8 protein-coding genes are annotated in these 14,808 nt (G+C 64.0%); 5 read left to right on the top strand and 3 right to left on the bottom strand.

The window, feature by feature from the left end:
• The first annotated feature begins 19 nt into the window (after nt 1–19).
• Nucleotides 20–2,854 carry an ATP-binding cassette domain-containing protein gene (locus WDU96_RS04860; RefSeq protein ID WP_337337355.1) on the top strand — a complete coding sequence of 945 codons (2,835 nt, stop codon included), beginning with the start codon at nt 20–22 and terminating at the stop codon, nt 2,852–2,854.
• Nucleotides 2,855–2,902: 48 nt separating this feature from the next.
• The gene (locus tag WDU96_RS04855) at nt 2,903–3,289 is read left to right on the top strand and encodes a glucose-6-phosphate dehydrogenase (protein ID WP_337337354.1); all 387 of its coding nucleotides are present in this window, start codon (nt 2,903–2,905) and stop codon (nt 3,287–3,289) included.
• 39 nt (nt 3,290–3,328) lie between these two features.
• On the opposite strand, the gene metH is transcribed toward WDU96_RS04855, so the two are convergent.
• Together metH and WDU96_RS04845 are read right to left on the bottom strand one after the other, a co-directional pair.
• Complete coding sequence (gene metH, locus WDU96_RS04850) at nt 3,329–6,958, bottom strand: methionine synthase (RefSeq protein WP_337337353.1); 3,630 nt, start codon at nt 6,956–6,958, stop codon at nt 3,329–3,331.
• Between the two features lie 53 nt (nt 6,959–7,011).
• A complete protein-coding gene (locus WDU96_RS04845) occupies nt 7,012–7,806 on the bottom strand; it encodes an LLM class F420-dependent oxidoreductase (protein WP_337337352.1) in 795 nt (264 codons plus the stop codon).
• 52 nt (nt 7,807–7,858) lie between these two features.
• Between WDU96_RS04845 and WDU96_RS04840 the strand changes: the two genes are divergently transcribed.
• On the top strand, nt 7,859–8,854 hold the full coding sequence (locus WDU96_RS04840; RefSeq protein WP_337337351.1) for an o-succinylbenzoate synthase: 996 nt from the start codon (nt 7,859–7,861) through the stop codon (nt 8,852–8,854).
• On the opposite strand, the gene WDU96_RS04835 is transcribed toward WDU96_RS04840, so the two are convergent.
• Nucleotides 8,832–9,476 (bottom strand): TetR/AcrR family transcriptional regulator, encoded by a 645-nt coding sequence (locus WDU96_RS04835; protein WP_337337350.1) that lies wholly within the window; start codon nt 9,474–9,476, stop codon nt 8,832–8,834. The two genes, WDU96_RS04840 and WDU96_RS04835, sit on opposite strands and share 23 nt — an antisense overlap.
• Before the next feature lie 122 nt (nt 9,477–9,598).
• Between WDU96_RS04835 and WDU96_RS04830 the strand changes: the two genes are divergently transcribed.
• Both WDU96_RS04830 and WDU96_RS04825 read left to right on the top strand, forming a co-directional pair.
• A complete protein-coding gene (locus tag WDU96_RS04830; protein ID WP_337337349.1) occupies nt 9,599–12,421 on the top strand; it encodes an MMPL family transporter in 2,823 nt (940 codons plus the stop codon).
• Entirely contained in the window at nt 12,418–14,766 is a 2,349-nt protein-coding gene (locus tag WDU96_RS04825; protein WP_337337348.1) for a YhgE/Pip domain-containing protein, read from the top strand. The genes WDU96_RS04830 and WDU96_RS04825 overlap by 4 nt, the downstream gene beginning before the upstream one ends.
• The last annotated feature ends 42 nt before the right edge of the window (nt 14,767–14,808 follow it).

Raw genomic sequence — 14,808 nt, 5'->3', positions numbered from 1 at the left:
TGAACACTAACCGCCTGACGTGACCTTTCGACCCGGACCCCTTCGTGCCGCCGCGGCTCTCGCTGCAGGCTTCGTTGGGGTTCGTGTCGTTTACCGGGTTCTTTTTCACGGCGCTGATGGGTCAGGAACGGTGGTGCTCGCACTGCCCGAGTACCGCCTGCCGGCTCCGCTGAACCATGTCGTGCTGTTGGGGCCTGCCACAACAGATGGACTGTGGGATGCTGCGGCGAGCGCAATGCCGATCGCGTTCACCATTCTGCTCTTCGGCGTCATCAACGCGCTCATCGATGTGCCACGCCTCTTCGCCCGTGGATCACGGCGTGGCCCGCTCAAAGGCGTTGCGCGCACACTCGCGGTAGCGTGGGCCGCGTTGCCAGCCCTGGCTGATTCGGTGCGCCGGGTGCGCTTCGCGCAGCGGTTGCGTGGCGAGCGAGGTGGGCCGCGCCTGCTCGCGCCCGTGCTCGAACGCACTCTCGAGCGCGCCACGGCCATCGCGTCGGCACTGGAGCTTCGCGGGTTGGCCGGAGCGGCAGCCGAGGGTGATTGCGAGCATCCCGCCAACGCGCTCGATGCAGCGATCACGCACCATGGCGCGCCCTCGCCAGCGGTGCGCATTGACGCGCTTGACCTCGCCCCGGGTCGGTTGACGCTCGTCACTGGCACCACGGGCAGCGGCAAGTCAACGCTGCTGCGGGCTTTGGCGGGGCTTCACAGTCATGTCGATGGCGGCACCATCAGCGGGCGACTCGACGTCGTGGGCCTCGATCGCGTCGCTACACCACCGCGAGATACCGCTCGACTAGTCGGAGTCGTGCTGCAGAATCCCCGCGAGGGCTTCGCCACTGATCGCGTGCGTGATGAGATCGGTCTGACGCTGGAGCTGCGCGGGGTCGCTCCCGTGATCGTGGCCGCGCGTGTAGATGAGATCGCCTCCCGCATTGGCATCGAGTCTCTGCTGGGCCGGGATGTTCGAGGCCTCTCCGCTGGCGAAGCCACGCTGGTGGCTATCGCGGCCGCCATAGTGGAGCATCCGATTCTGCTGCTCGTCGACGAGCCGCTTGCCGATCTTGATTCGCGCTTTCGTCGGCGAATTGTCGAGCTTCTCCGTGCGCTTGCGCACGACGCGGGCATGAGCGTCGTCGTTGCCGAACACCGACATGCCGACTTCTCATGCGTCGCAGATGAGCGTCTCGAGATCATCAACGGTGCTGCTCGCGCGGTGCCGGTGCAGGCGGTGGCGTCGGCCATTCCGATGCTCGCTCGGGTGTCGACGGCGCGCGAGACGGTGGCGTTGAGCGCGAACGACGTCACCGTGATTCACGGTGACACCACCGCAGTACGGGGCGCCTCGCTGAATGTCGCGGTGGGAGAGATCGTCGCGCTGCGGGGCGCCAATGGTGCCGGCAAGTCGAGCCTGCTCGCCGCGATCGCGCTGCCGCCGCGTGATGCACACCTCACCGTAAAGGGCGTCGCGGTGACCAGGCGAAAGATCGCGCTGGTGCCCGACGCTTCCGATGACCTGTTCGTCTGCACCAGCGTGGGTTCGGAGTGCGCGAGGGCAGACCGCCGTGCACACGTACGACAAAGCACGACTGCAGCACGGTTCGCCGGTTTTCTTGGCCACGAGACCGGGTCGGCAGCATTCCTCGCGCTGGCAGCGCAGCATCCGCTCGATCTCTCTCTCGGCGAGCGCCGATGCTTGGCAATCTCGCTGCAACTGGTGGCCTCACCACCGGTTCTGCTCGTCGACGAACCCACGCGAGGGCTCGATCCGGCGGCGAGTGCGCTCGTTTCTGCGGCACTGTCTCGTGCCGCTTCTGACGGCGCTGCGGTGCTCATGGCCACTCACGATGGGGACTTCGCTGCCGCCCTCGCCGACAGAACTCTGACGATGGCGAACGGGATCGTCTCAGAGCAACCGCAGGTGTCGAGCCCTGGTGCGACGCCGCAAACGCCGCAGACTCACGAAGATGCTTGGCGCGAGCCGCCGCCCGAGCCCGCACAGCCTGTCGTGCTACGCCGCGTGACCGGCATGCCCGCTCGCTCGCGCGGGTGGCCATTCTCAGCTCCCTGGGTGGCTCTAGCTGCCGCGAACCTCGTTGCACTCGCAGCGTTTGCGTGGCCGCTCATGGCATACGCGGTGCCCGCGCAGTCGGCTGCCGCGGTTCCTGTTGCGGCCTTCGCACTCGCCCCAGTGGCTGCCATCGTCGTGCTGATAGCCCTCGACGGCTCGGTTCGCGCAGCACACACCCTTGCGCTGCTGGGCACATTGGCGGCGATCGGCGCCGCAGTGCGCATTGTGGGAACCGGCGTCGGCGGAGTAGAAGCCGTCTTCATTCTGCTGATACTCGCGGGGCGAGCCTACGGCGTGAAGTTTGGCCTGCTGCTCGGATTGCTGACCATCGCCCTCTCGACCGTTGTCACAGGCACGTTCGGCCCGTGGACGCCATTTCAGATGTTCGCGTGCGCCTGGGTCGGTGCCGGGGCGGGCCTGCTTCCTGGTAGAGGGTCTGCTCGCGCCGAGATCGCAATGCTGAGCGTCTACGGGGTGCTTGCCGCATACGCCTTCGGTCTGATCATGAACCTCTGGTTCTGGCCATTCGCGATCGGCACGGGTTCGGGAATCTCGTACGAAGCAGGGGCACCCCTCACGCAGAATCTCGGCAGTTTCTTCGTTTACTCGCTAGTGAGCTCCACTCTCACGTGGGACACCCTGCGAGCGATCACCACGGTGATCGGTTTGCTCGTGGTGGGAAGCGCCGTTCTAGCGGCCTTGCGGCGCGCTAAACCCGTCGCTGCGCAACCGAGCACACCACGAAGCGGTGTTGAGAAGCCACTGCGCGTGGGACACTAGAGCCAGGTGACTCCCCATTCGGGTCGAAGCCGCCGAAAGGACTCCCCGATGAAAATCACCACCTCCTCCGACTGGCGCGACGAGATGCCGTTCGACGTTCCAGTCTCGGCGGCCGAGGTACTGCCAGGCGAGCCCACCCGCTGCGCTGGCTGTGGATCGGATGCTTCACTGAACCCACGAACGGTGATGTGGGCGGTCAAGCACCGGCATCCCAACAACCACGCCGGCTTCGTGCGCCTGTATTGCAGCGTGCATGTGCCCAAGCCCCCCGCACGAGCACCGGAGCTTTCGGTGACGAAGAAGCGCGAACGCCGCCCGGCCGCCCGCAAAGCAGATGCGGTTCCCGAGCGCCCGAAGATCCTCTGCCCCGACTGCTACGTCGAAGTGCCGTCGCACGGCACCTGCGGAATGTGCGGCCAGCAAGTCGCTGGCTAAGCCGCCACGAACGGCTCGCCGGAAACTCGGTGCGCCACCTCACACCGAGAAGTACTTGGCCTCGGGGTGATGGAACACGAATGCGTCGGTCGACTGCTCGGGATGCAGCTGCAACTCGTCGCTCAATTCAACGCCCATGCGTTCAGGCCTCAGCAGTTCAACCACCTTGCGTCGGTCTTCCATCTCGGGGCACGCCGGGTAGCCGAGCGAGAATCGCGCGCCGCGGTATTCGAGTTTGAACAGTCCCGCGACATCTTTCGGCTCTTCATCGGCGAAGCCAAGCTCGGAACGAATTCGGGCGTGCCAGTACTCAGCCAGCGACTCGGTCAGCTGCATCACAAGACCGTTCAGCTCGTAGTAGTCGCGATAGCGGTCTTCGGCAAACAGCTTCGCCGTGACTTTGTCGATAGCCGCACCGGCAGTCACAAGCTGCACCGGCATCACATCAATTTGGCCAGACTCCTTCGAGCGAACGAAGTCTGACAAGCAGAGGTGGCGATCACGGCGCTGGCGCGGAAAATGGAACCGAAGTCGTTCGGCGCCAAGCTGACCGTCAGAGCCACCGTCTGGAGCGAGCAGGCCCGCGGCGCCAAGCGTTCCTTCGCGGTCATCGCCGTGGTGAAGCACGATCAGGTCGTCGCCCTCACTCTGCACCGGAAAGTAGCCGTAGGCAACCGAGGCATCGAGCATGCCTTCAGACAAGATGCGGTCAAGCCAATAGCGCAAGCGAGGGCGGCCCTCGGCCTCAACCAGCTGATCGTATGAAAGACCGTCGGCGCCACGACCCGGCTTCAGCCCCCACTGCCCCATGAATGTGGCCCGCTCGTCAAGGAATGCCGAGTAGTCGGCGAGTGCGAGACCCTTCACAATGCGGGTGCCCCAGAACGGCGGCACCGGCACCGGGTTGTCGGCCAGAACGTCGGAGCGCGCGGGCATTTCTTCGGGCTCGGTGAGCGTGAGCTGGGTTCCCGAGCGATGAATGCGCTTCTTGAGCGGCGGCAGGCCCACTTCTGCCGGGTCGGCGCCGCGGGCAATCGCCACCAGCGGCTCCATCAGTGTCAGTCCCTCGAACGCGTCTCGTGCGTAGCGCACGTCACCGTCGAAGAGACCGGCGAGGTCATCTTCCACGTAGGCGCGGGTGAGGGCAGCGCCGCCAAGAATGATCGGCCACTTCTTCGCCAGACCCCGAGAGGAAAGCTCCTGCAGGTTCTCTTTCATCACGACGGTTGACTTGACCAGCAGCCCCGACATGCCAATCACATCAGCGTTGTGTTCTTCAGCGGCCGCGATGATCTCAGCGATTGGCTTCTTGATTCCCAGGTTCACGACGTCGTAGCCGTTGTTGGTGAGGATGATGTCGACAAGGTTCTTGCCGATGTCGTGCACGTCGCCACGCACAGTCGCGAGGATGATCTTGCCTTTGCCCGACGCATTGGACTTCTCCATGTGCGGCTCAAGCAGGGCGACGGCCGCCTTCATCGTTTCTGCCGACTGCAGCACGAACGGCAACTGCATCTCACCCGAACCGAAGCGCTCCCCGACAACCTTCATGCCCTCGAGCAGATGTTTATTGATGATTTCGAGCGCCGTCAAGCCGCTCTCGCGGGCGAGATCTAGATCGGCCTCCAGCCCCTTGGCTGCACCGTCGATGATTCGACGCTCCAGCCGCTCCCCGACGGGGAGTGCATCAAGTTCAGCGGCACGCTGATCGCGAAGCGCGGCGGTGTCGACTCCGGCAAAGAGGTCGAGCATCACAGCGAGCGGATCGTAGGTGAGGTTGCCCTCCGCGTCATATTCGCGGCGGTCCCAGACCAGATCGAGCGCAACCTTGCGCTGATCTTCTGACAGCGAAGCGAGTGGCACGATTTTCGCGGCGTCAATGATTCCTGACGTCAACCCAGCTTCGACGGCTTCGTGCAGGAAGACCGAGTTGAGCACGCTTCGCGCCGCGGGGTTGAGGCCGAAAGACACGTTCGAGACTCCCAACGTGGTGTGGATGCCCGGGTACTTGGCGGTGAGCCGGCGAATGGCGTCGATCGTCTCAATGCCATCGCGTCGCGTTTCTTCTTGCCCAGTGGCGATCGGAAAGGTCAGGCAGTCGACGATGATGTCTTCGACACGCATGCCCCAGTTCTGCACCAGGTCATCGACGAGGCGAGACGCGATACGCAACTTGTCATCGCCGGTGCGAGCCTGCCCCTCTTCGTCGATGGTGAGCGCTATCACCGCAGTGCCGTGCTCTTTGACCAGCGGCATGATCCGCCCGAAGCGGCTCTCGGGCCCCGCACCGTCTTCGTAGTTGACCGAGTTGACGACCGGGCGCCCACCAATCAACTCAAGCCCCGCGGCGATCACCGCTGGTTCAGTTGAGTCGATGACGAGCGGCAGGGTTGAGGCGCTGGCAAAGCGTGAAACGATCTCGCGCATGTCGTTGACGCCATCGCGCCCCACGTAGTCGGTGCACACGTCGAGCAGGTGCGCACCCACGCGAATCTGGTTGCGAGCGATATCGACGCAGTCGTCCCATCGCCCTTCGATCATCGCTTCGCGAAACGCCTTCGAGCCGTTCGCGTTGGTGCGTTCGCCGATCGCCAGGTAGGACGCATCTTGGTCAAAGGGCACGTGCTGGTACAGGCTCGCGATGCCCGCTTCGGGCGCGGCGGTGCGTCTGGTCGAGGCATCAACCGAGCGCAGTCGCTCGACGACGGCACTCAGGTGCTCGGGCGTAGTGCCGCAGCATCCACCAACCAGACCGACACCGAACTCGCGCACGAACTGCTCGTGAGCCGTGGCCAACTCGTTCGGAGTCAGTGGATAGTACGCGCCATCGGCGGTTAGCACGGGCAAGCCCGCGTTCGGCATGCAGGCCACCGGCACATTGGAGTGCTTCGACAGGTGCCGCAGGTGCTCACTCATCTCGGCCGGGCCGGTGGCGCAGTTCAGGCCGATTGCATCGACGCCGAGAGGCTCGAGGGCAGTGAGGGCTGCGCCAATTTCGCTTCCCATCAGCATTGTTCCCGTGGTCTCGACGGTCACCTCGACGAGGATCGGAAGCCGAACACCGCGATTGACGATGGCCTGCTTGCAGCCGTTGATCGCGGCTTTCGTCTGCAACAGGTCTTGTGAGGTCTCAACGAGAAAGGCGTCTGCGCCACCGTCGATGAGTCCCTCAGCCTGCAGCGCAAAAGTCTGCTTCAAGTGGTCATAGGTGGTGTGTCCAAGACTTGGCAGCTTGGTGCCGGGCCCCATCGACCCGAGCACCCAGCGCATGCGCCCGTCGGCGGCCTCGGCCGCTTCAACCTGCTCGCGAGCAATGCGCGCACCGGCGGTGGCGAGCTCGAGAATGCGATCGTCGATGTCGTAGTCCGAAAGGTTCGACCAGTTCGCGCCGAAGGTGTTGGTTTCGATCGCGTCGATACCGGCAGCGAGGTACTCGTCGTGGATGGCCGCGATCATGTCAGGGCGTGTGACGTTGAGGATCTCATTGCAACCCTCGAGCTGCAGGTAGTCGTCGAGTGTCGGCTCGTGCCGTTGCAGCATGGTGCCCATCGCACCGTCTGCGATGACGACGCTGTTCTGCACGGCGTCAAGCAGCGCCTGCGCACGCGCTGGGCGCGGCACAGCCTCGATATCGAGGGCGAAACGGGACGAAGTGCTCTGAGCGTTCACCCACGCGAGTTTACTCAGCGCGTCGCGTTGCGGCTCTCGTGAGTCTGACTGAGTCAGCCGTTTTTCGCGTCACGCCAACGCAACCATGATCTGACGATCTCGTAGTCGTAGTCGGGCCCGCTGAAGTTGAGGGTGAACAGTCTCGTGCCGGCCGCGTATAGTTCGTCGGCGTCGTCTTGACTGCGTCGGTGCAGCTCATTCGAGACCACCAGTCTCGACAGATCGCGCTGCTCCTTCTCTGCCCACCGTTCGACAACCTCAAGCTTGTGAGGCAGCTCTTCGGCAGCCACGAAACTGTGCCAGATATCGGCGTGCCTCGCGACCAGGCGCAGGGTCTTCTGCTCTCCTTTGCCACCGATCATCACCGGGATCTCGCGCGTGGGCGCGGGGTTGAGCTTCTGCCACCGTTCCTCGATCCGCGCAAGTCCGTCGGCGAGGTCATTCAGTCGAGAGCCGGCGGTGCCGAATTCGTAGCCATACTCGGTGTAGTCGCGCTCAAACCACCCTGAGCCGGTCGCGAAGATGAACCGGCCTTCGCCGCCTCGTGCCGAGATGTGGTCGATTGTGCGGGCCATATCAGCCTGCAGATCGGGGTTGCGATAGCTGTTGCAGTTCACCAGCGCGCCGAACTCCACCCGTTCGGTCTGCTCCGCCCAGGCGGCGAGCATCGTCCACGACTCAAAGTGCAAACCTTCGGGATCGCCCGACAGCGGAAAAAAGTGATCCCAGTTGAACAGAATGTCTACGCCCATCTCTTCGAGGCGTAGAACAGCGTCGCGGATCTGAGGGTAAGTCACGTGCTGGGGAGCGATCTGCACGCCGAGGCGCACGGGAGTGTCGAGAAGCATGCTTCTCAGCCTAAATCCCTCGCGGCACCCATAGGTTTGCCATGATGATCACATGATCCTCCCAACGCTCGCTGACATCCTCGCGAGTACGCGCATTGTTGCGCTGCCGCTCGCCACTGAGTTCCGCTCGATCACCGTGCGCGAGGCCGCACTGTTCGAAGGGCCAGAAGGGTGGACGGAGTTCTCGCCTTTTCTCGAGTACGGCGATGCCGAAGCGGCGACATGGCTTGCCGGGGCAATCGACTTCGGGTGGATGCCGCAACCCGCGGCTTTGCGGCATCAAGTTGCTGTCAACGCAACCATTCCGGCTGTCGGCACTGCCGCTGCGGCGGAGATTCTCGCCCGCTTCGACGGGTGTCGCACGGCCAAGGTCAAGGTCGCTGAACCAGGCCAGACGCTCGCCGACGACGTGGCCCGCGTGCAGGCAGTTCGTGAGGCAATGGGCTCAGAGGGACGCATCCGCGTTGATGCCAACGGAGCCTGGAACATCGACGAAGCTGAGCATGCCATTCATGCCTTGGCCGAATTCGATCTGGAATACGTTGAGCAGCCGTGCGCGAGCGTCGACGAACTCGCTGAGATTCGGCGGCGGGTGAAGTACATGGGCATTCCCATCGCGGCAGATGAGAGCGTGCGTAAAGCCGCTGATCCTCTCGCCGTCGCGCGCGCCGGGGCAGCCGACCTTCTGGTGATCAAAGTGCAGCCACTCGGAGGAGTGAACCGCGCGCTCGAGATCGTCGCCGAAGCTGGCCTGCCCGCTGTCGTATCCAGCGCTCTCGATACCTCAATCGGACTATCGATGGGCGTAACTCTTGCGGCTGCGTTAGAGCAACTCGACTACGACTGCGGCCTCGGCACCGCAGCGCTGTTCACCAGCGACGTGACCTCTCCCGCCCTGACCCCGCAGAGCGGCGCCCTTTCGGTCGACCGGATCGCCGCGGATCCGTCGCTGCTCGCGGCGAGCGCGGCCGGCGCAGATCGAGCGGACTGGTGGCGCGAGCGCATCACCCGCTGCCATGCACTGCTCAGCTCTGCGGCGGCCGAATGACCAGTTGGGCTACGATCGCGAGCTCAGCGCTGACGAATTCACGCATCTGAGTGTGATTGAGCCCAGCCATCACCGCCCGCACCGACGCACTTTCCCAGGTGGTGAGCATGACTCGAGCGACGTCGGCGGCTGGTAACACGCAGACAAGAGTGCTCGCTCGAGAGATATCGTCGACGATCTGCGTGACGCTCACCAGCAACTCGTCTTCTTGAGCGAGCGATGCGGCCGCAAGGCCCGGGTTGCGCAAGGCGTTGATGCGAATTTCGCTCATCAACAGCACGCTCAGCCGATCTGACGCTGTCGTATCGAGAACCTGTTGAATGACCTGCAACGCCTTCGTTTCTCCGCCGTTCAATGCGCCATCTTGCTCAAGCGCTCTCACGCGCGCACGAACGGCCTCTACCCGCGAGAGTGACACTCGTCCGGCGAGTTCAAGAAAGAGTTCGTCTTTGGACTCAAAGTTGGAGTAGAAGGCGCCGCGAGTGAACCCTGCTCTCTCGCACACCTCTTCGACCGAAGCCGCATCGAGGCCGACTTCAGCGAATACCTGAGCGGCGGCATCCAGTAGCTTCTGCCGTGTGGCTTCTCGTCGGCGTGAGGGCGAGGCCATGCTCTCTGACATCAGTTCTCCTTGGTTCTCATCTTCTGTTCAGCCTGAACGCATGAGACTCGCCTACGATACACTGACGTATCCGATACAGCGGTGTATCTGTTTCGCATTGGCACTTGAATGACGGAGGCGCTGTGTCTACTCTGCTGTACTCGCTCGGACGCTGGTCGTACAACCGGCCGTGGCGGGTTCTCGTCGGCTGGCTGCTGCTACTGGCGATCGCCGGCAGCAGCGCAGCAGTGTTCATGAAGGGCACCGACAACTCGTTCAGCATTCCAGGATCTGAGTCCCAAGAGGGGCTCGAACTGCTCAGCCGCAGCTTTCCATCGGCCAGTGGCGCGAGCGCGACACTCATCGTCGGAGCCGCTGACGGCGACAACATCACCGAGGCTCCATACGATCAGCTCATCTCCGACGCCATCGTCGATCTAGAGAGCGTCGATGGCGTGGCAGCAGTCGCCGACCCGTTCGACGGGTTGATCGATGGAACGATCGCTGACGATGAATCGGCTGCCATCGTGACCGTGCAGCTAGACGGCGATGCGACCAGCGTCTCGAGCGCCACGACGTCGGCGCTCACCGACATTGCTGCGGAACTGCGCGAAACGCTTCCCGAGGGTGCGAACGCAGCCATGGGAGGCGAGCTGTTCGCAGCCGCGATTCCCGCGTTGTCGCTGATCGAAGCGGTAGGGGTTCTGATCGCTCTCTTCGTGCTGATCGTCACGTTCCGCTCGTTCGCGGTCGCATGGTTTCCCCTCGTGAGCGCGCTGATCGGCGTGGGGCTGGCGATCTCGCTCATCCTCGTGTCGACCGCGTTCGCATCGGTCTCTTCCACAACGCCGATGCTGGCAATCATGCTCGGTTTAGCCGTCGGCATCGATTATGCACTGTTCATCGTGGCCCGACATCAAGATCAAGTACGCGAGGGAATCGACCCCGAAGAGTCGGTCGCGCGTGCCACCGGCACGGCTGGCTCCGCGGTCGTGTTCGCCGGCATCACGGTGTTGATCGCCCTCATCGGGCTCAGCTTCGCCGGCATCCCGTTCCTCACCACGATGGGTGTTGCCGCCGCGGTTGCCGTGGCGATAGCGGTAGTCGTCGCTGTCACTCTCACTCCCGCTTTGCTGGGATTCAGCAAAGGCCGGGTGGTCGGCTGGGGCTTTGCAAAGAAGAAGCCGGCGCAACCGACCGAAGACGACGAAGAGCAGACAGTCGTTGCGCATACCCCACCGAAGTCGAACCGCTGGGTGATGCTTGTCACGAAGCATCCGCTGGTCACCACGATCGCGGTTATCGTCGGCCTCGGTGTGATGGCCGTGCCTGCCAGCAGTCTTGCGCTTGCCCTTCCCAACGCGGGCGTGCAACCGACTTCAAGCGAAGCACGCCAGGCTTACGACCTCACCGCAGAAACCTTCGGTCCAGGCGCCAACGGACCGCTGATCATGACCGGCACAATCGTGACATCGACGGATCCGCTCGGCCTCATGGACGATTTGGCGACCGAAATCGAAGCGATTCCCGGTGTTAAAGAAGTAGCGCTGTCAACACCCAACGAAACAGCCGATACCGGACTCATCCAGATCATTCCTGAGACTGCTCCAGATGCCCCCGAAACAGCGGAACTCGTTCGAACACTGCGGGACCAACACGATCGGCTTCTCGAGGAATACGGTGTTGATCTGAAGGTCACCGGATTCACCGCTGTCGGAATCGATGTCTCAGACCGGCTTGGTGCCGCGCTCGTCCCGTTCGGCATCTTTGTGGTTGGCCTGTCATTGATCCTCCTGATGATCGTCTTCCGCTCCATCTGGGTTCCGCTCATGGCCGCCGGTGGCTACCTGTTGTCGGTGGCCGCGTCGTTCGGCGTTGTGGCGGCGGTGTTCGAGTGGGGGTGGTTCGCCGACGCGCTGCACGTCGCCAAGGTGGGCCCCATCATCAGCTTCATGCCCATTTTGCTCATGGGCGTGCTGTTCGGCTTGGCCATGGACTACCAGGTGTTCCTGGTTTCACGCATGCGCGAGGACTACGTGCATGCTGTGCGCGCGCCTGGCGGAGCGGCTGATCGAAAGACTGCGCTCGGTGCCGTTCGATCGGGCTTCACTGCCTCGGCGCGGGTGGTCACCGCAGCGGCCGTCATCATGTTCGCCGTGTTCGTCGCCTTCGTGCCCGAAGGCGACTCTTCGATCAAGCCCATCGCGCTCGGACTCGCCGCTGGTATCGCCATCGATGCGTTCTTGGTGCGAATGACACTGATCCCCGCTCTGATGGCGCTACTCGGCGAGAAGTCATGGTGGATTCCGCGGTGGCTCGACAAGGCCCTACCCCACTTCGATATTGAAGGTGAAGCCGTCCAGCGTGAACTCGAGTTGGCGAACTGGCCTGAACCCAATACGTCAGCTGCCGTCGTGGGCGAGAATGTCGCCGTGCATGCCGACGGCGGCAACCGAAACGGCGAAGTCACCCTCTTCGCTGGCGCGACGTTCCGCGTCGAACCGGGATCTGCACTGGTTGTCACTGGAGACGCTCGCGCGGGAAGAGCCTTTGCCCTTGCCGTGGCGGGTCGAATCACCCCCGATCAAGGTCTGCTGCGCGTCGGAGGCCATTTGCTTCCCGGGCGAGCTGCCTGGGTTCGCGCCCATGTCGGCGTGGCTTTGCTTTCTACTGCGGAGCACCCGGTCAAAGAACTGCGAAGCGCGCTTGCCGGCAACACTCGAACCGTCGTTATCGAAGCGCCAGAGGTCTTAGAAGGCGCCGAGCGCGACCAGGCGGCCGCTGTTTTGCGGGACGCGATCGAGCGTGCGTCCGAGCGGGGCGCTGCCCTCACGGTCGTGACCGTCTCACGTGCCGAGGGTCCGGCCCTTTCCCTGCTCGCCGAAGCGAGGTTCAGCGACGTTGCGTCGATCGGCCTCACACAGCATCCTTCTCCCACTCCTTCCACCGCTGAGGTGAACGCATGACTCTCCCCCTAGAACGCTCGCAATCCCGGAGCCCCATCACGTGGCTGACGTTGATCGGTGTCTTGCTGCTGCCCGTCATCATCGGCGGCATCCTGATTACTGCGCTGTACAACCCCACCGAGCGTCTCGATAATCTGAACGCCGCAATCGTGAACAACGACGAACCGGTTGACGTTGACGGTCAAATGGTGCCGTTGGGCCGCCAACTCACCGCCGGTCTCGTCGAGGGCTCAGACAGTCTCGACAGCAACCTCACATGGACGCTGTCAAACACCGACGAGGCCGAGGCGGGCCTGGCGGACGGCACTTATGCCGCGGTGATCACCATTCCCGAGAACTTCTCGACCGCTGCTCTCTCTACGCGCCCCGGAGAAACTCCCGAGCAGGCAACGATTGAGGTCACCACTCCCCCAGACAGCTTGATCGTCGACGACGCGATTACCTCGCAGGTGGCGACCGCCGCTGCGTCTCTCATGGGATCCGAACTGTCGACGGTGTATCTCGAAAATGTCTTCCTCGGCTTCACTACCCTGGGCGAACAACTGAGCGAAGCGGCAGATGGCGCGGGTGAACTGGCCGACGGTGCTGCCAGCGCGGCAGAGGGCACCGTCAGTCTCGCTGACGGCGTTGACCAGTTGGCGAGCGGCGCCACAGAGCTGTCGGCCGGTGCGGGCGAGATCTCGGCTGGCTTCGGTCAGCTCTCGGGCGGTGCCGCAGAACTGGCGGTTGGTGCGGGCGAGATCTCAACTGGTATCGGCCAGCTCTCGACGGGCGCACAGGAACTCGCCGACGGTGCAGACGAGATCTCAGCCGGCACGAGTGGCATAGCCACCGGTGCGGCCGGGCTCGCGGCGGGAACTACAGAAGCGGCTGAGGGACTGGACAGCTGGGCTGCCGGCGCGCATCAGAGCGCCGATGGCGCCGCACAGCTCGCCGATGGACTCACCGTCATGGCTGACGAGGTGGCTGCGCTTCCCGATGTTCCCGAAGAGCTCGTCGTCGCAGCGCAGACCCTTGCCGACAACAGCGGCCAGATCGAAACCACCGTGACAGACGCCGCAGCAGAGCTCGACACCCTGGCTGCCAGCTGTCTCGCAGAGGGCGGCTCGGCTGCGCTCTGCGAGGCCATCACAGATGTCGCCGATACCGCCAATGAGGCGTTGCCCGCTATCACCGGCATTCTCGACGACTCGCAGAACATCGCCGACGGGATTGCTGGCCTGGCCGAATTCGAACCGCAACTGGTCGCCGCGCTGCAACAATCAGCTGCGGGAGCCGATTCGTTGGCAACAGGAGTGTCTGCGCTCGCAGACGGCGCCACCGAAACAGCAGTCGGCCTCGATGAGCTCGCGTTCGGCATGGGCGCCCTTGCGGTTGGCGCCGACGATCTTGCTGACGGCACCACGACGTGGGCCGGCGGAGCTGAGGCGTGGGCTGCGGGCACGTCTGAGGCGAGCGCAGGAGCCAATACATGGGCAGACGGTGCCTACCAGTGGGCGAGCGGCGCGGCAGCCGCCGGCTCCGGCGTGAACACGTGGGCCTTCGGCTCGAGCGAATGGGCTATGGGAGCCACCGACGCGGCTACGGGGGCTGAAGAACTTGCTGACGGCGCCGGACAGCTCGCCGACGGCACAAGCGAGCTCGCCAGCGGCCTTGGCACCGCAAGCGAAGAGATTCCCACCTACACCGAAGACGAGGCCGACGCGCTGGCAACCGTGGTTGCTGATCCGGTTTCGGCTGAGGGCGCGGGCAACGAGCTGTTCGGCGCTTCGGCTATTCCTCTGCTCGCGATGCTCGCACTCTGGTTCGGCGGCCTGGGAAGTTTCATCGCTCTGCAGGCTGTCTCACGACAGGCACTGACCTCACGCAAGCCCTCTGCACTGCTGGCGGCTCGGGGCCTCGCTCCTGCTGCTGCCATCGGCGCAGCGCAAGGCCTGCTCGTGGCTGCAGTCGTGCAGTTCGCCGCGTCGTACGACTGGTCAACGTGGCTCGCATTCGCGGCAATGGCGATCGTCGCGGGCGTGGCCTTCGCGGCGGTGAACCAAGCGCTCGTCGCTGCGCTCGGTGGAGCGGGGCGCTGGGTCGCCGCCATGATCGGCGTGCTTGCACTCGCTACCGGGATCGTGTCGACAGTGCCCGGAGTCTTCACCGACTTCGCCGCACTCTTGCCCACTACCCCCGCCTACAACGGCATGCTCGCCGCGCTCACCGCGACGACCGGCTACGGCGCGGCGATCGCCGGGCTAGTCGTCTGGACGCTGATCGGCTTCGCAATCACCGTCATCGCGGTGGCACGACGCCGCTCGGTCTCGTCGAAGAGCTTGTTGGCGCCGGCGACCGTCTAGCGGGCCCGCTACGAGAAAGGGTCCGTCGCTCATCGAGCGGCG

Origin of the sequence: Microbacterium marmarense (assembly GCF_037204165.1) — a bacterium.
GTDB lineage: Bacteria > Actinomycetota > Actinomycetes > Actinomycetales > Microbacteriaceae > Microbacterium > Microbacterium marmarense.
Note: the sequence above shows the minus strand (reverse complement) of the source record. Positions and strands in the feature narration are given on the sequence as shown.

What these genes read in the sequence shown, in the direction of transcription:
- WDU96_RS04855 (WP_337337354.1), top strand. Translation starts at nt 2,903, where the DNA reads ATGAAAATCACCACCTCCTCCGACTGGCGCGACGAGATGCCGTTCGAC.
- WDU96_RS04845 (WP_337337352.1), bottom strand. Translation starts at nt 7,806, where the DNA reads ATGCTTCTCGACACTCCCGTGCGCCTCGGCGTGCAGATCGCTCCCCAG.
- WDU96_RS04840 (WP_337337351.1), top strand. Translation starts at nt 7,859, where the DNA reads ATGATCCTCCCAACGCTCGCTGACATCCTCGCGAGTACGCGCATTGTT.
- WDU96_RS04835 (WP_337337350.1), bottom strand. Translation starts at nt 9,476, where the DNA reads ATGTCAGAGAGCATGGCCTCGCCCTCACGCCGACGAGAAGCCACACGG.
- WDU96_RS04825 (WP_337337348.1), top strand. Translation starts at nt 12,418, where the DNA reads ATGACTCTCCCCCTAGAACGCTCGCAATCCCGGAGCCCCATCACGTGG.